The organism is Curtobacterium sp. ME12 (assembly GCF_903970855.1).
GTDB lineage: Bacteria > Actinomycetota > Actinomycetes > Actinomycetales > Microbacteriaceae > Curtobacterium > Curtobacterium poinsettiae_A.
This window is the reverse complement of the sequence record NZ_CAJCKD010000003.1, coordinates 91,897-111,453: the sequence shown is the minus strand read 5'-3', so window position 1 is coordinate 111,453 and position 19,557 is coordinate 91,897. Positions and strand designations below refer to the sequence as shown.

The following is a 19,557-nucleotide window of genomic DNA, read 5'->3' as shown; positions in this document are numbered from 1 at the left end:
CCTCGTCGTCAGTCGACACCGGTAGGTTCTTGTTCCATGCGCGTGGCGACCTGGAACGTGAACTCCGTCCGCACCCGAGTGGGTCGGATCGTCGACTGGTTGGTGCGTGAGGACGTCGACGTCCTCGGCATGCAGGAGATCAAGTGCAAGCCGGAGCAGTTCCCGGTCGAGCAGTTCGAGGCCGCGGGGTACCACGTCGAGGCGCACGGCCTGAACCAGTGGAACGGCGTCGCGTTCGCCAGCCGGCTGCCGATGGAGGACGTCACCCGCGACTTCCCCGGCCAGCCCGGGTTCCTGAAGGGCCACGAGGGGCCGGACCTGCCGGTCGAGGCCCGCGCGATCGGCGTCACGGTCGACGGCGTGCGGCTGTGGAGCCTCTACGTGCCGAACGGCCGCGAGCTCGGCGACCCGCACTACACGTACAAGCTCGACTGGCTCGCCCAGCTGGCCGACCGCACCTCGGAGTGGATCCAGGCGTCGCCGGAGACCCCGCTCGCACTGATGGGCGACTGGAACGTCGCACCGCTCGACCAGGACGTCTGGGACATGCGGGTGTTCGAGGGGTCGACCCACGTCAGCGAGCCGGAGCGGGCCGCGTTCCGCGAGTTCGAGGTACGGGGCCTGCAGGACGTCGTCCGCCCGATCGTGCCCGACGGCTACACCTACTGGGACTACAAGCAGCTGCGGTTCCCGCGCAACGAGGGCATGCGCATCGACTTCGTCCTCGGCTCGCAGGCCTTCGCCGACGTCGTCACCGATGCCTCGATCCACCGGAACGAGCGCAAGGGCGACGCCCCGAGCGACCACGTCCCCGTCGTGGTCGACCTCGACCTGGACACGTCGCTCGACGACGACCGCCCGATGATCTTCTGATCGGAGTCGGGTCACCGGTCCGGATCGACGGCGCCCGCCCGGCTCTGTTACGCCCGGCGTCCGCCGTGATTGAGCCGTTCGTCACGCTGACGTAGGTTTCCTGCACCGAACCCCTTCGAGAGCAGGTGAAGCCATGTCCCGCACGACGATCCTTCCCATCCAGCGCCTCATGGCGACCGCAGCCCCCGGTGCGTGGCGCGACGGCATCGTCGTCGAGACCCTCGCAGCCGACGCCGTGGTGCTGTTCCTCGACGGGAGCACCACGCAGTTGCGGGTGGCGGACGCCGACGGCGTCCTGTCGGTCGGCGAGCCGGTCGCCCACCACCCGGTCGCAGAGATCCTCAGCGCCGGCGGTCGACAGACCACCGCACGCGTCGCGTAGCGCGCACGCGTCGCGGAGCGCAGGCGGAGTTGCTCAGGCCGCCATCGAGTCGAGCATCGCCTGGCACTTGGACACCATCTCGTCGCAGGCCATGGCGCAGTAGCGGCACGACTCGTCCATGTCCTGGTGCCGGCGGCACTCGGCGGCACACGCGGTACCCATCGCGACGACGGCCATGAGCATCGCCTGCATCGCGGCCGTGTCCATCCCCATCGGACGCATCATCATCCGCATGCCGGTGTCCGCGAGCATCGCGGTGTTCGAGCACATCGCGGCGCAGGTGGCCATCTCGCCGCCCATCCGCATGTCGGCCGCGGAGCACATCGTCGCAGCCATCGACGCGGCGTTCATCGCCATCATCGTGTCCTGCATCGTGTCCATGTCCATCTCCACGGGCATGTCCGTCATCGACATGTTCTTCATCATCGCAATCGTGTCCATCGCCGGTCTCCTCGTCGTGGTCATCGGTCACGGAGCGGTCCGCCCCGCGTGCCCGCCAGGGTACGCGCGCGCCGTCCGTGCTTCGTGAGCAGTCGTGGTCGGGTCGGCGGACGCGACCCGACCGTTCCTGCTCACCATCCGCAGTGGTCGCCACCACGGCCGGACGGGAGGCCCGCTGCGCCCCCGCCACGGGCCTCCCGTCCGCCGCGGCGCGCGTCCAGGGCGCGCTACGGGTGCAGCAGGGCGGCGATCGCGACGAGCACGGGCACCGAGCCGAGCGTCGAGATGAGCACGACGTCGCGCGCCACCGGGACCGCTGCCCCGTACCGCTGCGCGTAGTTGAAGACGTTCTGCGCCGCCGGCAGGGCGCCGAGGGTGGTGAGCACGAAGACGTCCTGGTCGCCGAGCCCGAACACGAACCGGGCGAACACGAACGCCACGGCCGGCATCACGACGAGCTTGATCGACGACGCGACGATGACGTCCGTCCGGATCGCAGGGTCCCGCAGCGGGGTCGCACCGTGCAGGCTCATCCCGAACGACAGCAGCACGACGGGCACCGCGGCGGCGCCGACGAGCGAGAACGGCTCCAGTACGGGGTCCGGCAGCGTGATCCCGGTCGCCGAGCACACGAGCCCGACGAGCGAGGCGATGATGATCGGGTTCCGGAACGGCCCGGCGATCCGCCGCCCCCACCCGCCGCCACCCGCGGTCGCAGCGTCCAGGATCGTCAGCGCGATCGGGGCCATCACGACGAGCTGCAGCAGGATCACCGGGACGACCGCGGTCGCCTGGCCGAGCACGTACACGGCCACCGGCAACCCGATGTTGTTCGCGTTGACGTAGCTCGACGCCAGCGCGCCGACGGTGGTCGTGGTGACGGGGCGGCGCAGCACGAAGCGGAACACCGCGGCGGCACCGAGGGCCACCACGGCGGCGCTCAGCAGCGAGACCCAGAGCATCGAGGACAGCAGCGACGCGATGTCGGCGGTCGCGATGGTGTGGAACAACAGGCACGGCATCAGCACGAAGAACGCGAGCCGGCTCATCACGAACTGCGCGTGCGGGCCCAGCAGGCCGATGCGTCCGACGACGTACCCACCGGCGATGATCGCGCCGATGATCGCGAAGCCGGTCAACACGCCACCCATCCCCTCCATCCTGGCACCTGCCGGCGGTGATGTGACGTCACTCAGGTCGGAAATGCGTACGCATCGAATACCGTTGAGCGCACCATGACCTCGACGAACGCCGACACCCTCACCCGGTCCACCGACTCCAGCCAGCCGCTCGTGCCGCTGCTCGAGGAGCGCTGGAGCCCCCGCTCCTACGACGAGACCGCGACGATCTCGGACGACCAGCTCGACGCCGTCCTGGAGGCCGCTCGCTGGGCGCCGTCGGCCATGAACTTCCAGCCCCGCCGCTTCATCGCCGGCCGCCGCGGCACCGAGACGTTCCGGAAGATCAACGAGAACCTGCTCGGCTTCAACGCGGCCTGGGCCTTCCGTGCCAGCGCCCTCGTCGTCGGTGTGCTCGAGACCGTGACCGCCGACGGCGAGGAGCGCCCCTTCGCGCAGTACGACCTCGGCCAGTCCCTCGCCGCCCTGACCGTGCAGGCCCACGCCGAGGGGCTCCACGTGCACCAGATGGCGGGCATCGACGTCGCCGGGCTCCGTGCCGCGTTCGACCTGCCCGAGCGGTTCCTGCCGTACACCGTCACGGCCGTCGGCACCGTCGCGCACCCGTCGCAGCTCGACGACAAGGCCGCCGAGCGCGAGGTCGCCCCGCGCACCCGCATCCCGCTCGACGAGGTCGTCCTCGTCAAGGACTGAGCTCCGGCGGGATCGCCGCCCGCGATCGCCACGACGGCCGCGTCCCTGCGGGAGCGCGGCCGTCGGCGTACCATGACGTGACATGGATCAGCACCAGGACGCCCCACCGGAGATGAACTTCTACACCCGGAAGTGGGTGCGACCGGAGGACCTCAACGCCAACGGCACGCTGTTCGGCGGCAGTCTGCTCCGCTGGATCGACGAGGAGGCCGCTGTCTACGCGATCATCCAGCTCGGCAACGGCAAGGTCGTCACGAAGTACATGTCGGAGATCAACTTCCTGTCGTCGGCGAAGGAGGGCGACATCGTCGAGATCGGCCTCGTCGCCACCCGGTTCGGCCGGACGTCCCTGACCATGCGGGCCGAGGCGCGGAACCTCTTCACGCACCGCAGCATCCTGACGATCGACGAGGTCGTGTTCGTGAACCTCGACGAGGACGGCAACCCCGCCCCCCACGGCTACACGGACATCACCTACGCCCGCGACCGGGTCCCTGCCACGCACCGCGCGTGACCCCGCAGACATCGCGCAGCACCGCTGCACCCGCGTGGTCGCACCCTGCGGGTGGTCGGCGGGCTCTGGCAGGATCGGGGGCATGACCACGCCCCGCCTCGTCGCCTTCGACCTCGACGACACGCTCGCCCCGTCGAAGTCCTCCCTCGATCCCCGCATGCTCGAGACCTTCGCGTCCCTGCTCGAGGTCGTGCCGGTCGCGGTCATCTCCGGCGGCAACTTCACCCAGTTCGAGCAGCAGCTGGTCACCCCGCTCCGGCAGCGCGACGGCCTGACGCTCGACGCCCTGCACCTGCTGCCGACCTGCGGCACCCGGTACTACCGCTGGGAGGACCAGGACTGGGCGCTGCAGTACGCCGAGGACCTCACCGACGAGCAGAAGGACCGCGCCCTCGCCGCGGTCGAGGCCCGTGCGCAGGAAGCCGGGTACTGGGAGTCCGAGACCTGGGGTGCCATCCTCGAGGACCGCGGGTCGCAGATCACGTTCTCCGCCCTCGGCCAGTCCGCCCCGGTGGACGTCAAGAAGCAGTGGGACCCGACCGGCGAGAAGAAGGACCACCTGCGCCGTCTGGTGCAGCAGGACCTGCCTGACCTCGAGGTCCGCTCGGGCGGCTCCACCAGCATCGACATCACCCGCAAGGGCATCGACAAGGCCTACGGCATGCAGCGCCTGGCCGAGATCACCGGCATCGCACTCCACGACATGCTCTTCGTGGGCGACCGGCTCGACCCCGAGGGCAACGACTACCCCGTGAAGGCACTCGGGGTCCCCTGCCACGCGGTGCAGGGCTGGGAGGACACGGACGCGTTCCTGACGGAGCTCATCCCCGCCCTGCGCTGAGCGCGCGGCGGACGGGAGGCCCGTGGCACGCCCGCACCGCGCCTCCTGTCGGTCCTCGGTCGCGTCGAGAGCCGCGACCGCGGCCGATCGGTGCGGCCGGCTCAGCCCAGGCTGCGGACGGCCTCGACGAACGCACGGATCTTCGCGGGGTCCTTGACGCCGCGCTCCGACTCGACACCACTCGACACGTCGACGCCGTCGGGGTCGAGCGCCTCGACCGCGGCGACCACGTTGGCCGGGGTCAGCCCGCCGGCGAGGATCCAGGCCTCGTCCACGCCGTCGATCGTGGCCGGGTCGATCAGCCGACCGCTGCCGGGCACGGCGGCGTCGAGCAGCAGCAGGTCGTGGTCGAACGCGGCGCGCTGCTCGGGCGTCTCGCGCAGGTAGTCCTCGGCCGCGATGGCCCGGATGGTGAAGAAGCCGGCGTCGCGTGCCCGGGCGAAGTCGGACGGGGACTCGCCACCGTGCAGCTGCAGCGTGGTGAGACCGACCTCGGAGGCGATGCCGACGATCTCGTCGATCTTCTGGTCGCGGAAGACCCCGACGGCGTCGACGCCGTCCGGCACCCGCTCGACCAGTTCCTTCGCCAGGTCGGCGGTGACGGTCCGGGGGCTGCCCGCCGCGAAGACGAACCCGACCGCGTCGGCACCCGCGTCGATGGCGGCGTCCACGGTGTCGGACGTCGACAGGCCACAGATCTTGATCCAGCGCTGGTCGGTCATGCTGTCCATCCTGCCAGGGCGCTCCGGTGCCCGGAGCACCGAGCCGCCGAGCGGGTCAGTGCAGGGCGCCAGCGACGTACGCGGCCACACAGGCCGCGGTGACGCCGAAGGCCGCGAACGACCCGACCAGGACGTTCCGCCGACGCCAGCGACGCACCGCCGAGAACGTGCCGCGCTTGGCGTGCCGGTGGGCGGCGCGGTGCATGCGGTGGTCTCGCTGGTGCTTCACGCGTTCCGGGCCGAGCGGCACCGGGCCGGTGATCTGGGTAGAGCCGCCGCGCAGCGCGTTGGCGATGGCGACCGCCGTCGGCCGGCGCTCCGGGTCGCGCGCGGTCATCCGGCTGAGCAGCTCGCGCCACTCGTCGGCGACGTCGTCCGGGATCTCGGGATCGCGGCGGAGCCGGGCGAGTGCAGCCTCGATGAGGGTGCCCGAGTACTCCTGCTTGCCGGTCAGCGCCTCGAGCAGGACGAGCCCGAGTGAGTACACGTCGGTGGCGAAGCTGATCGGTTCGCCGGCGACCTGCTCCGGGCTGAGGTAGGCGGCGGTGCCGATGACCGTGCCGTCGTTCGTCAGGCGGGAGCCGTCGACGAAGTGGGCGACGCCGAAGTCGGTGAGCTTGACCGTGCGGGCGAACCCGGACGAGCCCTCGTCGCTGATCAGGATGTTGGCGGGCTTGACGTCGCGGTGCACGATGCCGCGTGAGTGCACGTACGCCAGGGCGTCGGCGAGCTGCGCACCGAGGTCGGCCACCTCGTAGTTGTGCAGGGCCCCCTCGGACAGTCGGCGGAGCAGCGTCGTGTCGGCGATGAGCTCCATCACGATGAACCGGTGCGGGCCGTCCTCGAACTCGTGGGTCCCGGCGTCGTACAGCGGGATGAGGCCCGGGTGGGAGAGCATGCTGAGCAGCCGGATCTCGCGTTCCTGACGGACGCGGTCGGCGGTGGTCATCTTGTCCGGGGTCGCGAAGAGCTTCACGGCCACGGCCCGGTACGTGTGCTCGTCACGGGCTTCGTAGACGGATCCCATACCGCCGGTGCCGATGAGCTTCACGAGCCGGTACCGCGCAGCGAGCACGGTGTCCGCCCGCGCGCTGTCCAGCAGGGTCATGGTGTCCGTCGTCCTGTCCGGAGCCCGTGGTTCCGCGGCCGCTGCCGGCGTGTGGGCTCATGGGAAACGGTACGCGTCCGACTCTCGATCCGCATGGCCGTTACGACATCGTGATCGCCGTGGTTCCCTGATTCCCCGGGGATCGGCGGGGTACAGTCCGACCTCCATCACGACGAGGAATCGCGCAAGGAGGACAGCATGGCATTGTCGAAGGGTGACGAGGTGCACTGGAACACCTCGCAGGGCAGGACGACCGGCACGCTCGTGCGGAAGCGGACGAGCGACTTCGAGTTCGACGGGCAGCACTTCAAGCCGACCGACGACGACCCGTACTGGATCGTCGAGTCGGAGAAGAGCGGCAAGCAGGCCGCCCACAAGGAGTCAGCGCTGACGAAGGCCTGAGGCTCAGTCGCGGGCGGGCTCGGCGCGACGGCGACCCCGGGCACCGCCCACGGCAGGGCTGCCGGCGTCGTCGTCGTGGTCGTCGCGGCCGCCCGCACGCCGCTCGGCACGCACACGACGGACCCGACGCACGACGAAGGTCACCACGACCACGGCGATCACGACGTAGAGCACGCGGTCGATCCACTCGGTGTACGCCTCGACCTGGTCGTACTGCGACCCGAACGCGGCACCGAGCAGCACGAGTGCGCTGTTCCAGATGCCGCTCGCGATGATCGTGAACACCGAGAACGTGCCGAGGTGCATGCGGTCGGCGCCGGCCGGCAGCGAGATGAGGCTGCGGACGATCGGGACGAACCGGCCGAAGAACACCGCGCTCTTGCCGTGCCGGTGGAACCAGCCGGCCGCCTTGCGGAAGTCGTCCTCGTCGACCAGGGGCAGCTTGCCGAACCACCGCGTGGTGCGTTCGAACCCGATCTTCGCGCCGAGCCAGTACAGCACGAGCGCCCCGAGGTACGAACCGATCGTCGCCAGCACGAGCACCAGCACGAGGTTCATCTGGCCGGCACCCGCGAGGAACCCGGCCAGCGGCAGGATGACCTCGGACGGGATGGGCGGGAACACCGTCTCGACGAAGAGCATCAGCCCGACGCCCCACTCCCCCAGCGCGTCGATCAGCTGCAGCACCAGGCCGGAGAGCCCGCCGAGGTCCGACGGGGCGGTGGAGTCGCCACTGGCGACGGTCATGGCACGGGCGGTCACGGCAGTCGTCATGCCCCCAGCATCCCTGAACGCCCTGTCAGGACCCGGCACGCTCCCTGGGTGTCAGCCGAGTCCCATGTGGGCGGCGCGGACGTGCGCGAGCGACCGGGCGAGCGCGCCCCGGGCGACTGCGTCGCGACCGACGGTCGACGGGGCGAACACCACGGGGTGCCGGAGCAGTGGCGTGACGATCTCGTCGAGCGCGGCGCAGAACACCTCTGCCGCCGGCAGGACCTCACCACCGACGACGACGACCTCGGGGTCGATCGTCGTCACGAGCTGCACGATGCCTGGTGCCACGTCGGCGGCGAACGCGCGGACGGTCTCGACGGCCGACACGGAGCCCCGGGCCGCCGCCGCGAAGACGGACTCGAGGTCCGTGCCGGACGGGATCCGGGCCTCCAGGCGGGCGGGTGCTTCGGGCCAGCCGGTCGAGGCGATGCCGCCCATCTCGCCGGCCGCGCCGCGCGCACCGCGCGCCAACGAGCCGTCGACCACCAGGGCGGCACCGATCTGCCGACCCATCACCAGGTACAGGCCGTCCCGGACGCCGTGGAACCGCCCCCACCGGGCCTCGGCCGTGGCCGCCAGCTTGGCGTCGTTGTCGAAGAAGGTGGCAACCCCGGGGAAGAGGTCCTGGATCCGGCCGGGCACCCGCCGCTCGACCCACTCCGGCACCGCGACCGTGTAGTCGATCGCGCCGTCGCGGTCGACGACCGCCGGGACCCCGAACGTGGCGCCGAGCACGGGCGCGCCACCAGGGGGGCCGCCGACCGCGCCACCGACGGGCGACGTCAGCCGACGGACGACGTCCTGCACGCTCGACCAGGCCTGCTCGGCGTCGGCGAGGTCCGTGTAGCGCTCCTCGACCCGGGCGAGCGTGACGCCGCGCAGGTCCGCGCGCACGCCGACGATCCCGTGCAGGCCGAGGTCCACGCCGAGCACGGAACCGGCCGACGCGTCCGCCGCGAAGCGCTTGGCCCGACGACCGGCCTTGTTCGGGGTCGCGATCGCCTCGGTCTCGGTCACCCACCCCTCGTCGACCAGGTCGGACAGCGCGGCCTCGACCGTGGGGCGAGAAAGGCCGACCGTGCGCCCGAGGTCGGTGACCGTGCGGGAGACGTCGTCGCGCAGGAGCTCGTCGAGGATCGCCCGCGAGTTCATCTGCCGCAGGACGCCCGGGGTCGTCCCGACGGCACCCGCGGTCGTTGACACGGTCTGCTGCACGGCCATAGCCTCCACATTACGAAAGATCATTGAGGAATGGTGGCTCCGACATGCTCGTCCCACGACCGCGCCGCACCGCTCCCGGTGTCGGGGCCTTCGAGATCACCCCGTCGACCCGGATCGCCGCCGACCCGGCGAGCGAGTCCGTCCGACTGTACCTGCAGCAGACCCTGCGGGGATCGACCGGACTGCCGGTGCGGGACGCCCTCGACGACACGGCACCGGGGGCCGGCACGATCGCACTGCGCGTCGCCGACGACCCGTCCCTGCCTGCGGGCCCGACGACACCGGAGGGTGAGCGGGCGGAGTCGTTCCGCCTCACGGTGACGCCGGACGGCATCGACGTCGTCGGCGGCTCGCCCGCCGGGGTCTTCTACGGCGTGCAAGCACTGCTGCAGCTGCTGCCCCCGGACGTGTACCGTCGCGGCCGGGTCGCGACGGGCCCGTGGTCCGTCCCCGCCGTGGTGGTCGAGGACGCTCCCGCCTTCGCCTGGCGCGGCGTGATGCTCGACGTCGCCCGGCACTTCCGCACGAAGCACGAGGTCATGCGGGTGGTCGACCAGCTCGCCGCCCACCGGATCAACCGCCTGCACTTCCACCTCACCGAGGACCAGGGGTGGCGCATCGAGATCCGGAAGTACCCGCGCCTCACCGAGGTCGGGTCCTGGCGTCGGGAGTCCCAGGTCGGCGCGCACGTCCCCGGGCCGGACGGCACACTCGTCGTCCCCGGGTTCGACGGCCGCCCGCACGGCGGGTACTACACGCAGGACGACGTCCGCGAGATCGTCGCCTACGCGGCCGACCGGTTCGTCACCGTCGTCCCCGAGATCGAGACCCCCGGGCACGTCCGTGCGGCGCTGGCGGCCTACCCGTCGCTCGGCGTCACGGGCGCACCGGTCGAGGTGTGGACGGAGTGGGGCATCGCCGACGACGTCCTGAACGCCGAGGACGCCACGATCGACTTCTTCAAGGACGTCCTGGACGAGGTCATCGCGCTCTTCCCCTCCGGGTACATCGGCATCGGCGGCGACGAGTGCCCGAAGGTGCAGTGGGAGACCGACCCGCGCACCCAGGAGCGCATCCGCGAGCTCGGACTGCAGGACGAGGAACAGCTGCAGGCCTGGATCATCGGACAGCTCGCCGCACACGTCGAGTCGCACGGCCGACGGGCGTTCGGGTGGGACGAGATCCTCGAGGGCGGCACGCTCGACCCCTCCGCCACCGTGGTCTCGTGGCGTGGGCTGACCGGCGCACGGACCGCCGCCCGCCGCGGGCACGACGTCATCTCGTCGCCGGACGACCAGGTGTACCTCGACTACCGCCAGAGCGACCTGCCGACCGAGCCGATCCCGGTGTCGATCGTGCTCACCGTCGACGACGTCTTCGCCTTCGACCCGGTGCCGTCGGGGCTCACCGACGCCGAGCGCGCCCACGTCATCGGCGGCCAGGGCAACATGTGGACGGAGCACGTCGACACCGCCCGTCGGCTCGACTACCAGCTCTTCCCCCGTGTCGCCGCCCTCGCCGAGGCACTGTGGTCGGCCGACACCACCGGGCCGCGCGACCTCGCCGAGTTCCGCGGCCGCCTGGCCGAGCACACCGCCCGGCTCGAGGCCATGGGCATCGAGTACCGGCACGAGGCCGGCCCGTTCCCGTGGGAGCAGCGACCGGGCGTCCCGGGGCGCCCGCACTCGCGCGAGGAGCGTGCGGCGTACATCGACGCGGTCACGGCGAACATCGCCGAATGATCAATTGACATTTCACATGCGATCGGGTCACACTGGGGAGGACTTCACGGAGGAGACCCCATGGCACACCGCAGCATCCCCGGCCTCGACGGACTCGACATCGACGCACTGATCGGGGATCGACAGCCCGAGGCCGAGCTCGAGATCACCGTCGACTTCGTCCGGGGCCGGTCGGTGCTGATCACGGGCGCCGGCGGCTCGATCGGCAGCGAACTCTGCCGACAGCTCGTCCGGTTCGAGCCGGCGGAGATCATCATGCTCGACCGCGACGAGACCGCCCTGCAGCAGGTGCAGGTCTCCGTGGACGGTCACGGGCTGCTCGACACGAAGAACGTCGTCCTCGCCGACATCCGCGACGCCGACGCCGTCCGCGACATCATGCTGAGCCGCCGGCCCGACGTCGTCTTCCACGCCGCGGCGCTGAAGCACCTGCCGATGCTCGAGCAGTACCCGGACGAAGGCTGGAAGACGAACGTCCTCGGCACCCTGAACGTCCTCCGCGCCGCTGCCGCCGCGGGCGTCGGGACACTCGTGAACATCTCGACCGACAAGGCCGCGAACCCGACGAGCGTGCTCGGCTCGACCAAGCGCATCGCCGAGCGGTTGACCGCCTGGACCGCCGCCGACACGGGCCACGACTACGTGTCGGTCCGGTTCGGCAACGTCCTCGGCAGCCGTGGCTCGATGCTCCCGCTCTTCGCGGAGCTGATCCGCGCCGGCCGACCCCTCACCGTCACCCACCCGGACGCCACCCGCTACTTCATGTCCATTCCCGAGGCGTGCCACCTCGTGATCCAGTCGGCTGCGATCGCCCACCCGGGCGAGGTCCTCGTGCTCGACATGGGCGCCCCGGTCCGGATCCTCGACATCGCACGGCGCATGCTCCAGGCCACCGGGAGCCGGTCCGACATCGTGTTCACGGGCCTGCGGGCGGGCGAGAAGCTCCACGAGGACCTCATCGGACGCGGCGAGACCGAACGTCGTCCCGTGCACCCGAAGATCACCCACACGTCGGTCGCGCCGATCTCGCCGTGCGACGTCGTCGAGTGCGTCCCCGGTCAGGTCGACCCGTCGGTACTCGCGATGGCCGCCTGACCGACGCACGTCCGGCCCGCAACGCGACCGGAGAACGGACGGGAGGCCCGGTGCCAGCTGGCACCGGGCCTCCCGTCCGTCGTGTGCTGCGGTCGACTACGCGGCGACCGGCGCGCGCTGGCCCACCGTCTCGCCGGCCACGGCAGCCTCGCTGCCCGCAGCGGCCTCGTCGACCGGGCGACGACGCACCCACTTCTTCAGGGCGACGAGCACCAGCGCGGACACCACGGTCCCCGCCAGGATCGCGACGACGAACATCAGCACGTCACCGATCGCGAAGAAGACGAAGATCCCGCCGTGGGGTGCTCGCGAGGTCACACCGGCAGCCATCGAGATCGCACCCGTGATCGCGGCCCCGACCATCGACGCCGGGATGACGCGCAGCGGGTCGGCCGCGGCGAACGGGATCGCACCCTCGGAGATGAAGGACGCCCCGAGGAGCCACGCGGCCTTGCCGTTCTCGCGCTCCGGCTTCGTGAAGCCCTTGCGGTAGAGCACGGTCGAGGCGAGTGCGAGTGCGAGCGGCGGCACCATGCCGGCCGCCATGACGGCGGCCATGATCTCGAACGGCACCACGTTCGTGGCGGTCCCGGCGCCGAGGCCGGCGACGGCGAACGCGTACGCCACCTTGTTGACCGGACCACCGAGGTCGAACGCCATCATCAGACCGAGGATGATCCCGAGCAGGACGGCGGAGGCACCGGACAGCGAGTTGAGGAACGCGGTGAGCTCGGTCATGACCCAGGCGATCGGGCCGCCGAGCACCAGGAGCATGAGGCCCGAGGCGATGATCGATGCGAACAGCGGGATGATCACGACCGGCATCAGGCCACGCAGCCAGCGCCACGTCGGGATGCGCCCGATCCAGTACGCGGCGGCACCGGCGATGAGGCCGCCGACCAGACCACCGAGGAACCCGGCGTTCATGAACACGGCGATCGACCCGGCGACGAAGCCGGGCGCGATGCCGGGTCGGTCGGCCATCGCGTAGGCGATGTAGCCGGCGAGCGCGGCGACGAGGAAGCCGAGCGACACCTGTCCGATCTGGAACGCTGCGGCACCGAGGTAGTAGCCGAGGCCCTCCGCCGGCAGGTTCAGCAGGGTCGAGTGGGTCAGCGTCCACGCGGCGTTGCTCATGCCGTCGTCCCCGTGGGTCGACGCGATCTGGTACCCCGACAGCAGGAAGCCGAGCGCGATGAGGAGCCCGCCACCGGCGACGAACGGGATCATGTAGCTGACGCCCGTGAGCAGCCAGCGCTTGAGCGCCTGACCGAAGTGCTCGTTCTTGGCGGTGGACGCGCCCTCGACGGCGGCGCCGCCCTGCACGCGTGCGGCGTGCGGGTCCTCCGAGGCGCGGATGGCCTCGGCGATCATCTCGTCGGGTTCGTCGACACCACGCTTGACGGGTCCGGACACCAGCGGCTTGCCGGCGAACCGACCGCGGTCGCGGACGTCGACGTCGACCGCGAACACGACGGCGTCGGCACGGGCGATGAGCGCCGGGTCGAGGGGCTCGACCTGCGAGGATCCCTGCGTCTCGATGTGCATCTCGGCACCGGCGCGCTGGGCTGCGGCGACGAGGGCGTCGGCCGCCATGTAGGTGTGCGCGATGCCGGTCGGGCAGGCGGTGACGCCGACGAACACCTTCCGGTCGGCGGCGGGCGCGGTGGCCGGATCGGAGGCACTGCTCGCCTTCCCGACGCCGGCCTCGGCCACTTCGCCGCCCACCTCGTCGTCGACCAACCGGACGATCTCGTCGGCCGTGGTCGCGGCCCGCAACGCGGCCGTGAAGTCGTCACGGATGAGCGCCCGGGCCAGGGTCGAGAGGACCGTCAGGTGGTCCTTGTCCGCCCCCTCGGGCACGGCGATCATGAAGACGATGTCGGCGTCGCCGTCCGGAGCACCGAACGGCACCTTCCGGGCCAGGCGCGAGAACGCCAGCGTCGGCTCGGACACCGACGCCGACCGGGCGTGCGGGATGGCGATGCCACCGGGGACGCCCGTTCCGACGCTCGCCTCGCGCTTGACGGCGTCGTCGGCGAGCGTGGCGCCGTCGGCGGCGCGGCCGGTCGCGGCGATGCGGTCGGCGAGCACCCGGATGACGTCGGTCGACGTGGCTCCGAGGTCTTCGTCGAGGCCGACGAGCTGGGCGCTGATGAGGCGCGGACTCGAGTCTGCGGACATGTGCTTGCTCCTTCGCAATGGCGCTGATCGCGCGGTGGTGCAGGTGTTCGTGGGGTCGTCGGGCGGGGTGGGGATCAGGCGGGTTCGGGGGCCGGGTGCGTGCCGAGCACCCGGACGGAGACCGCCGTCGGGTCGGTGTGGTCGAGTGCCGGCACGTCGCTGCCGGGCAGCGCTGCGGCGGCGGCACCGGTGGCCACGGCCTGGGCGAGACGTTGCTCGGGCGAGGCTCCGGCGACCTCGGCGAGCAGGTAGCCGGCGAGCGAGGAGTCCCCCGCGCCGACGGTCGAGCGGGCGACGATCTCGGGTGCGGCGGCGGCGAAGGCCCCCTCGTCGGAGACCAGCACGGCGCCGGCGCTGCCCAGGGTGAGCAGGACCGTACCGACGTTCCTCCGCCGCATCCGCTGGGCTCCGGCGACCGCGGCGTCGAGGTCGCGCTCGTACTCCTCGGGGTCGCCGCCGACGACCTCGGCGAGTTCCTCGGCGTTCGGCTTCACCAGGTCGATCCGTTCGCCCGACTGCAGCAGCGCCGTGAACGGCACTCCGGACGAGTCGACGGCGATCCGGACGTCCGCACCGTGGCGGGCACGGACGGCCCGGACGAGCACGGCGAGTGCGTCGTCGGGCAGACCAGGCGGCAGCGACCCGGCGACCACGACCCAGCGGGCGGCGGGGCCGGTGGCAGTGGCAGCCGCGGTGTCGGCGACCAGCGCGGCGAGGTCGTCGAGGCGACCGGCGAGCGAGGGGCCGGGTTCGTTGAGCTTCGTCGTGGTGCCGGTCGGCTCGGTCACGGTGACGTTCGAGCGGAGGGGCGCCCCGATCGGCAGCGCGGCGGTCGGGATGCCGCGCGTGGCAAGGCCGAGCAGGACCGGGTCGAGCTCGTCGCCGGGCAGGACGGCGACGGTGTCCCCGCCGCTCGCGACGACCACGCGGGAGACGTTGACGCCCTTGCCGCCGGGTTCCGCGGTGGACCGGGTCGCACGCTGGACGGCGCCGCGCTGGAGTTCAGCGGCGAGCTCGATCGTGCGGTCGAGCGACGGGTTCGGGGTGACCGTGACGATGCGGCCGTTCATGCGACGACCACCTCGACGTCGGCGTCGGCGAGCGCACCGGCGAGGTCGGCCGGCGGCTGCTCGTCGGTGACGAGCGTGTCGATCTCGTCCATCCGCGCGAACCGCATGAGTGCCTCGACCCCGTGCTTGGCGGCGTCGGCGAGCACCACCGCCCGACGGGCGGCGAGCACGTACGCGCCCTTCACTGCGGCCTCGTACTCGTCGGGGGTGCTCAGGCCGAAGCCCGCTGACAGGCCGTTCGTGCCGACGAACGCGATGTCGGGCCGGAGGGCGCCGATCTGCTCGACGGTGGCCGTGCCGACCGCGGCGCTCGTGACCCCACGGACCCGTCCGCCGAGCAGGTGCAGCTCGACGTGTTCGCTGTGCTGCAGGGTCGCGGCGATCGGCACCGAGTTGGTGACGACGGTGATCGTCGCGCCGGGCGTGGACGGCTCCCAGCGGGCGAGTTCGGAGGCGACGGCGGCGCACGTCGTGCCGGCGTCGAGGGCGATCGAGCCGGTGAAGGTCGGCGGAACCAGGCGCATGGCGGCCCGGGCGATGGCGGACTTGGCCGAACCGTGCTGCCCCTCGCGTTCGGCGACGGTCAGTTCGACGACGCTCGAGCGCCCGACGGGGACCGCTCCCCCGTGCACGCGGCGCAGGACCCCGGCCGACTCGAGCAGGTCCAGGTCGCGGCGCACGGTCTCGGTCGTGACGTCGAAGTGCTCGGCGAGGTCGGCCACCGAGACGCGGCCCGCGGTCTGCAGCGCCGCGGCGATGGCGTCGTGCCGCTCGGTTGCGTACATGCCCGAACTCCTTCGTTCCGTTGGGTTTCGAGCACTGTACGTTTGAAACCCACAAGAACGCAACCGTTCCGTCATGCAACCAACACGTCCACAGGGGCTGGTCGTCCGAGCGCTACCCCTTCACGGCGCCCGCCGTCATCCCGCTCACCAGCCGGCGCTGCACGACGAGGAAGAAGACCACGACCGGGATCGAGAACAGCACGCTCGCCGCCATCAGCCCACCGAAGTCCGTGCCCTTGTTCGTCGAGAACCCGGCGAGCCAGACCGGCAGCGTGTACATCCCCTGGTCCTTGAGCATCACGTACGCGATCAGGTAGTCGTTCCACGCCGCGATGAACGCGAACACGCTCGTGGCGATGACCCCGGGCATGACGAGCGGGAACAGCACGCTCCACAGGATCCGGAAGGTGCCGGCGCCGTCCACCTTCGCCGCCTCCTCGATCTCGACGGGGACGGCCACGAAGAAGCCGCGCATCACCCAGATCGAGAACGGCAGCACGCTCGCCACGTACGCCAGGATCAGCCCGACGTAACTGTTCAGCAGCCCGAGGGTCTGGAACGACAGGAACAGCGGGATGAGCAGCGCACCCGACGGGATCATCTGCACGAACAGGATCGCGACCAGGATCGCCCGCCGTCCCCGGAACCGGAACCGCGACAGTGCCGCCGAGGCCAGGAACCCGACGACGATCGACAGCAGCACGGCCGCCACCACCACGATCGTGGAGTTCCGCAGGTAGACCAGGAAGCCCTCCTGCGTGAGCGCCCGCGTGAAGTTGTCGAGCGTCGGGTGCAGCGGCGCCCAGATCGGGGTCATCGTGGTGACCTCGTCGGCGGGCTTGAAGGCGGTGTTCAGCATCCAGTAGATCGGGAACACCCACACCAGGCAGAACAGCACGGCGATGGTGTTCGCGACGACGCGCGTCTTGCGCTTGCGCACCCGCACGGGGCCCGGCGTGGACGCCCCGCTCGTTCGGGGCGCCGTTCTCGAGACGGTCACAGGTCCTCCTCACCGCTGCGGACGAGCCGGCGGATGTAGTAGCTGGTGAGCACCCCGAGGATCAGGGTGGAGATCACGGCGATCGCCGCCCCCTGCCCGTAGGCGTTGGACACGAACGACTGCACGAAGGTCCAGATGCCGAGGGTCAGCGTGGCCTCCTCCGGTCCGCCGCGGGTGAGCAGCCAGATCTGGTTGAAGACGTTGAAGTCCCAGATCACCGACAGGATCGACACGAGCAGCAGCGTCGGCGCGAGTGCCGGCAGCGTGATCGCGCGGTACATCGTCCACACCGATGCCCCGTCGAGCGCACCGGCCTCGTAGTACTCCGGCGCGATCTGGGACTGCGCGGCGTACAGCGTCAGCGCCACGAACGGCACGGCCTGCCAGATGACGAGCGTCAGCACGATCGTGTACGCCTGCCCCGGGTGCGACGCCCAGTTGTCCTGCGTGTGGTCCCCGAACACCCGCAGCTGCGTGATGAGCCAGTTGAGCACGCCGTAGAACGGCTGGAAGAGCCACTGCCACACCAGGCTCGAGGCCACGTTCGGCATCGCCCAGGCCAGCACGAGCACGACGCTGACGATCGTGCGCATCGCGACCCCGAGACGGGTGAGCAGCTGCGCCACTCCCATGCCGATGACGATCGTGCCGAGGACCATCGCACCCGTCACGAGCACGGTGCGCAGGATGACCGGCCAGAAACTCGCGTCGGTGAGCACGCCGGTGTAGTTCGCGAACCCTGCGAACCCGGCCTGCCCGGTGAAGATCGCCCGCAGCCCGTAGTCCTGGAACGAGATCACGACGAGCCGGACGAGCGGGTAGACGACGAGGGTCAGGAGCAGCAGCGCCGCCGGGGCCAGCAGGACGAGCGGCGCCCGCGACCCGACCGGCGAGCGACGACCCGCGATGCGCCCACCTCGACGGGCACCCCGCGACGGCCCCTGAACCGGACCGCCGCCGGCACGCCCGCCGGTGACCGGCGCGGACTGCTCCGCGTCGGTCACCGGCTCCGCAGTCGACGTCATCGCCTACGGCTGCGCGTTCAGCGCGGTCGTGAGGTGCTTCGAGAACCCCTCGGCGGCCTGCTCCGGCGACTTCCGACCGGTGGCGACGTCGGCGAACATCGACTGGAACGAGGCGTCACCCTCGATGGTGGCCCAGCCCGGGGTGGCCGGGGTCGGTCGGCTCGTGCCGGCCGCCTCGAAGTACGGCTTGTGCAGCTCGTCGACGTCGCCGGCGACCGCGTCGAGCAGCTCGGTGGAGTTCGGCTCCCAGCCGTCGACCCCGAACACCTGGTCCTGCTGGAACTCCTTCGAGGTCAGGATCTTCAGGTAGTACAACGCGAGTTCCTGGTTCTGCGCCTTCGCCGGGATCCCGAGGTCGGAGCCACCGAGGAACACCGGTTGGGTCTTCCCCGCGGTCGAAGACGGCATCGGGAACGTGCCGATCCGGTCGGCGAGCTCCGGCTTCGCCGTGGTGATCGAGCCGATCTCCCACGCGGACCCGAGGAACGCCGAGGTGTCACCCTGTGCGAAGACGTCGCTCTGCGAGGGCTTGTCGGTGTTGATGTCCTGGGTGGACTTCGCCGAGTACGCGTTCTGGAAGTCCTTCCAGGCGGTCAGCCCCTCGACGGCCTCGGCCGAGTCGAGCGTCCCGGTCCACTTGCCGCTCTCGTCCGTGGCGATCTCGCCACCGGCGTCCCAGACCCACTGCAGGCCGCCGTACCAGTACTGCCCCGGCATGTAGAAGGCGGAGAAGTCACTGGCCGGGTTGGCGGCCTTGACCTTGTCGAGGTCGGCGGTGAGCTCGTCGTAGGTGGTCGGCACGTCGGTCACGCCGGCGTCCTTCCAGACCTGCTTGTCGTAGACCACGGCCCGGTTGCCGGCGAACAGCGGTGCCCCGTAGAGCTTGCCGTCGACGGTGGCGGGGCCCTCGAGCCCGGTGAGCCAGGTCTGGCCGTCCTTGAGTTCGTCGCGGTACGGCGTCAGGTCGGTCAACCCGCCGGCGGCCGCGTAGACCGGCACCTGCGTGTTGCCGAGATCGACGACGTCGGGGGCGTCGGTCTGCGCGAGCGCCGTGGTGAGCTTGGTGGTGATCCCGTCCCACTGCTGGGTCTGGATCTTCACCTTCGCCCCGGTGTCGGCGGTGAACTGCTTGCCGGCGGCGTCGAGCACCTTGTCGCTCAGGTCGCCGTTCATCATCCAGACGGTGATGGTCTTGCCCGTGCCATCGGGCGTGCCGATGGACTTCGTGCCGCCGTCGGAAGCGGCGTTGCTCCCGGCGGAGCACCCGGTGAGGGCGAGCGCGCCTGCGAGGGCGAGCGCACCGAGTGCGGCGAAACGCGTTCGTGTCACGATGACTCCCTTGGTCCGACCTTTATGAAAGGACGTTGCGTATTCGCAATAGAAGACCCTGCTCGGCCCCTTGTCAACCGTTGGATCGGTCCTGGTGACCGCTTTCGATCCGCGTGTTTCCGGGTCATCACGGATGTCGAACAGATCGGTGCAGATGCTTGACCAGGTGGTCATGACCAGGCATGATCTGCGACTCGCGTCCGGCGTCGGGAAGCGA

Annotated in this window: 20 protein-coding genes; 8 read left to right on the top strand and 12 right to left on the bottom strand. The window is 70.9% G+C overall.

Annotated elements, in window-relative coordinates; genetic code table 11:
• The first annotated feature begins 36 nt into the window (after positions 1-36).
• Together H7A73_RS03060 and H7A73_RS03055 are read left to right on the top strand one after the other, a co-directional pair.
• Positions 37-873, top strand: a complete 837-nt coding sequence (locus H7A73_RS03060) for an exodeoxyribonuclease III (protein WP_182064613.1) — start codon at positions 37-39, stop codon at positions 871-873.
• Positions 874-1,006: 133 nt separating this feature from the next.
• On the top strand, positions 1,007-1,255 hold the full coding sequence (locus tag H7A73_RS03055; RefSeq protein ID WP_182064612.1) for a nuclease: 249 nt from the start codon (positions 1,007-1,009) through the stop codon (positions 1,253-1,255).
• Between the two features lie 33 nt (positions 1,256-1,288).
• Here H7A73_RS03055 and H7A73_RS03050 read toward each other — a convergent pair whose 3' ends face one another.
• Complete coding sequence (locus H7A73_RS03050) at positions 1,289-1,696, bottom strand: aldehyde dehydrogenase (RefSeq protein WP_182064611.1); 408 nt, start codon at positions 1,694-1,696, stop codon at positions 1,289-1,291.
• Between the two features lie 227 nt (positions 1,697-1,923).
• Entirely contained in the window at positions 1,924-2,847 is a 924-nt protein-coding gene (locus tag H7A73_RS03045; RefSeq protein WP_128781521.1) for an AEC family transporter, read from the bottom strand.
• Positions 2,848-2,931: 84 nt separating this feature from the next.
• On the opposite strand from H7A73_RS03045, the gene H7A73_RS03040 reads away from it, so the two are divergent.
• The 3 genes from H7A73_RS03040 to H7A73_RS03030 all read left to right on the top strand — a co-directional run bounded on the left by H7A73_RS03040 (position 2,932) and on the right by H7A73_RS03030 (position 4,883).
• A complete protein-coding gene (locus H7A73_RS03040) occupies positions 2,932-3,528 on the top strand; it encodes a nitroreductase family protein (RefSeq protein ID WP_182064610.1) in 597 nt (198 codons plus the stop codon).
• An 82-nt stretch (positions 3,529-3,610) separates the two neighbouring features.
• A complete protein-coding gene (locus H7A73_RS03035) occupies positions 3,611-4,042 on the top strand; it encodes an acyl-CoA thioesterase (RefSeq protein ID WP_182064609.1) in 432 nt (143 codons plus the stop codon).
• Positions 4,043-4,124: 82 nt separating this feature from the next.
• Entirely contained in the window at positions 4,125-4,883 is a 759-nt protein-coding gene (locus tag H7A73_RS03030; RefSeq protein ID WP_182064608.1) for an HAD-IIB family hydrolase, read from the top strand.
• Between the two features lie 101 nt (positions 4,884-4,984).
• Here H7A73_RS03030 and H7A73_RS03025 read toward each other — a convergent pair whose 3' ends face one another.
• Both H7A73_RS03025 and H7A73_RS03020 read right to left on the bottom strand, forming a co-directional pair.
• Complete coding sequence (locus H7A73_RS03025) at positions 4,985-5,605, bottom strand: phosphoribosylanthranilate isomerase (RefSeq protein ID WP_182064607.1); 621 nt, start codon at positions 5,603-5,605, stop codon at positions 4,985-4,987.
• A 55-nt stretch (positions 5,606-5,660) separates the two neighbouring features.
• Positions 5,661-6,713 carry a serine/threonine-protein kinase gene (locus tag H7A73_RS03020; protein ID WP_182064606.1) on the bottom strand — a complete coding sequence of 351 codons (1,053 nt, stop codon included), beginning with the start codon at positions 6,711-6,713 and terminating at the stop codon, positions 5,661-5,663.
• A 198-nt stretch (positions 6,714-6,911) separates the two neighbouring features.
• Here H7A73_RS03020 and H7A73_RS03015 point away from each other — a divergent pair, with 198 nt between their 5' ends.
• The gene (locus tag H7A73_RS03015; RefSeq protein WP_110858760.1) at positions 6,912-7,115 is read left to right on the top strand and encodes a DUF2945 domain-containing protein; all 204 of its coding nucleotides are present in this window, start codon (positions 6,912-6,914) and stop codon (positions 7,113-7,115) included.
• A 3-nt stretch (positions 7,116-7,118) separates the two neighbouring features.
• Here H7A73_RS03015 and H7A73_RS03010 read toward each other — a convergent pair whose 3' ends face one another.
• Together H7A73_RS03010 and H7A73_RS03005 are read right to left on the bottom strand one after the other, a co-directional pair.
• Entirely contained in the window at positions 7,119-7,889 is a 771-nt protein-coding gene (locus H7A73_RS03010) for a DedA family protein (RefSeq protein ID WP_259362667.1), read from the bottom strand.
• Positions 7,890-7,940: 51 nt separating this feature from the next.
• Positions 7,941-9,104, bottom strand: coding sequence for an ROK family transcriptional regulator (locus H7A73_RS03005; RefSeq protein ID WP_220456580.1), 1,164 nt, complete (start codon positions 9,102-9,104; stop codon positions 7,941-7,943).
• Between the two features lie 50 nt (positions 9,105-9,154).
• On the opposite strand from H7A73_RS03005, the gene H7A73_RS03000 reads away from it, so the two are divergent.
• Entirely contained in the window at positions 9,155-10,852 is a 1,698-nt protein-coding gene (locus H7A73_RS03000; protein WP_182064604.1) for a beta-N-acetylhexosaminidase, read from the top strand.
• A gap of 60 nt (positions 10,853-10,912) precedes the next feature.
• Positions 10,913-11,947, top strand: coding sequence for a UDP-N-acetylglucosamine 4,6-dehydratase family protein (locus H7A73_RS02995; protein ID WP_182064603.1), 1,035 nt, complete (start codon positions 10,913-10,915; stop codon positions 11,945-11,947).
• Between the two features lie 96 nt (positions 11,948-12,043).
• On the opposite strand, the gene H7A73_RS02990 is transcribed toward H7A73_RS02995, so the two are convergent.
• The 6 genes from H7A73_RS02990 to H7A73_RS02965 all read right to left on the bottom strand — a co-directional run bounded on the left by H7A73_RS02990 (position 12,044) and on the right by H7A73_RS02965 (position 19,340).
• Positions 12,044-14,131, bottom strand: a complete 2,088-nt coding sequence (locus H7A73_RS02990) for a fructose-specific PTS transporter subunit EIIC (RefSeq protein ID WP_182064602.1) — start codon at positions 14,129-14,131, stop codon at positions 12,044-12,046.
• 74 nt (positions 14,132-14,205) lie between these two features.
• The gene (locus tag H7A73_RS02985) at positions 14,206-15,201 is read right to left on the bottom strand and encodes a 1-phosphofructokinase family hexose kinase (RefSeq protein ID WP_182064601.1); all 996 of its coding nucleotides are present in this window, start codon (positions 15,199-15,201) and stop codon (positions 14,206-14,208) included.
• A complete protein-coding gene (locus H7A73_RS02980; protein ID WP_182064600.1) occupies positions 15,198-15,986 on the bottom strand; it encodes a DeoR/GlpR family DNA-binding transcription regulator in 789 nt (262 codons plus the stop codon). The genes H7A73_RS02985 and H7A73_RS02980 overlap by 4 nt, the downstream gene beginning before the upstream one ends.
• Before the next feature lie 112 nt (positions 15,987-16,098).
• Complete coding sequence (locus H7A73_RS02975) at positions 16,099-16,986, bottom strand: carbohydrate ABC transporter permease (RefSeq protein ID WP_259362666.1); 888 nt, start codon at positions 16,984-16,986, stop codon at positions 16,099-16,101.
• On the bottom strand, positions 16,983-18,011 hold the full coding sequence (locus tag H7A73_RS02970; protein WP_182064599.1) for a carbohydrate ABC transporter permease: 1,029 nt from the start codon (positions 18,009-18,011) through the stop codon (positions 16,983-16,985). Before H7A73_RS02970 ends, H7A73_RS02975 begins: the two co-directional genes overlap by 4 nt.
• 3 nt (positions 18,012-18,014) lie before the next feature.
• On the bottom strand, positions 18,015-19,340 hold the full coding sequence (locus H7A73_RS02965; protein WP_220456579.1) for a sugar ABC transporter substrate-binding protein: 1,326 nt from the start codon (positions 19,338-19,340) through the stop codon (positions 18,015-18,017).
• Positions 19,341-19,557 lie beyond the last annotated feature (217 nt).

Excerpts from the sequence above, each read along its gene's own strand:
- H7A73_RS03060 (WP_182064613.1), top strand. The coding sequence starts at position 37 with ATGCGCGTGGCGACCTGGAACGTGAACTCCGTCCGCACCCGAGTGGGT.
- H7A73_RS03055 (WP_182064612.1), top strand. The coding sequence starts at position 1,007 with ATGTCCCGCACGACGATCCTTCCCATCCAGCGCCTCATGGCGACCGCA.
- H7A73_RS03050 (WP_182064611.1), bottom strand. The coding sequence starts at position 1,696 with ATGGACACGATTGCGATGATGAAGAACATGTCGATGACGGACATGCCC.
- H7A73_RS03045 (WP_128781521.1), bottom strand. The coding sequence starts at position 2,847 with ATGGGTGGCGTGTTGACCGGCTTCGCGATCATCGGCGCGATCATCGCC.
- H7A73_RS03040 (WP_182064610.1), top strand. The coding sequence starts at position 2,932 with ATGACCTCGACGAACGCCGACACCCTCACCCGGTCCACCGACTCCAGC.
- H7A73_RS03035 (WP_182064609.1), top strand. The coding sequence starts at position 3,611 with ATGGATCAGCACCAGGACGCCCCACCGGAGATGAACTTCTACACCCGG.
- H7A73_RS03030 (WP_182064608.1), top strand. The coding sequence starts at position 4,125 with ATGACCACGCCCCGCCTCGTCGCCTTCGACCTCGACGACACGCTCGCC.
- H7A73_RS03025 (WP_182064607.1), bottom strand. The coding sequence starts at position 5,605 with ATGACCGACCAGCGCTGGATCAAGATCTGTGGCCTGTCGACGTCCGAC.
- H7A73_RS03020 (WP_182064606.1), bottom strand. The coding sequence starts at position 6,713 with ATGACCCTGCTGGACAGCGCGCGGGCGGACACCGTGCTCGCTGCGCGG.
- H7A73_RS03015 (WP_110858760.1), top strand. The coding sequence starts at position 6,912 with ATGGCATTGTCGAAGGGTGACGAGGTGCACTGGAACACCTCGCAGGGC.
- H7A73_RS03010 (WP_259362667.1), bottom strand. The coding sequence starts at position 7,889 with ATGACGACTGCCGTGACCGCCCGTGCCATGACCGTCGCCAGTGGCGAC.
- H7A73_RS03000 (WP_182064604.1), top strand. The coding sequence starts at position 9,155 with ATGCTCGTCCCACGACCGCGCCGCACCGCTCCCGGTGTCGGGGCCTTC.
- H7A73_RS02995 (WP_182064603.1), top strand. The coding sequence starts at position 10,913 with ATGGCACACCGCAGCATCCCCGGCCTCGACGGACTCGACATCGACGCA.
- H7A73_RS02990 (WP_182064602.1), bottom strand. The coding sequence starts at position 14,131 with ATGTCCGCAGACTCGAGTCCGCGCCTCATCAGCGCCCAGCTCGTCGGC.
- H7A73_RS02985 (WP_182064601.1), bottom strand. The coding sequence starts at position 15,201 with ATGAACGGCCGCATCGTCACGGTCACCCCGAACCCGTCGCTCGACCGC.
- H7A73_RS02980 (WP_182064600.1), bottom strand. The coding sequence starts at position 15,986 with ATGTACGCAACCGAGCGGCACGACGCCATCGCCGCGGCGCTGCAGACC.
- H7A73_RS02970 (WP_182064599.1), bottom strand. The coding sequence starts at position 18,011 with ATGACGTCGACTGCGGAGCCGGTGACCGACGCGGAGCAGTCCGCGCCG.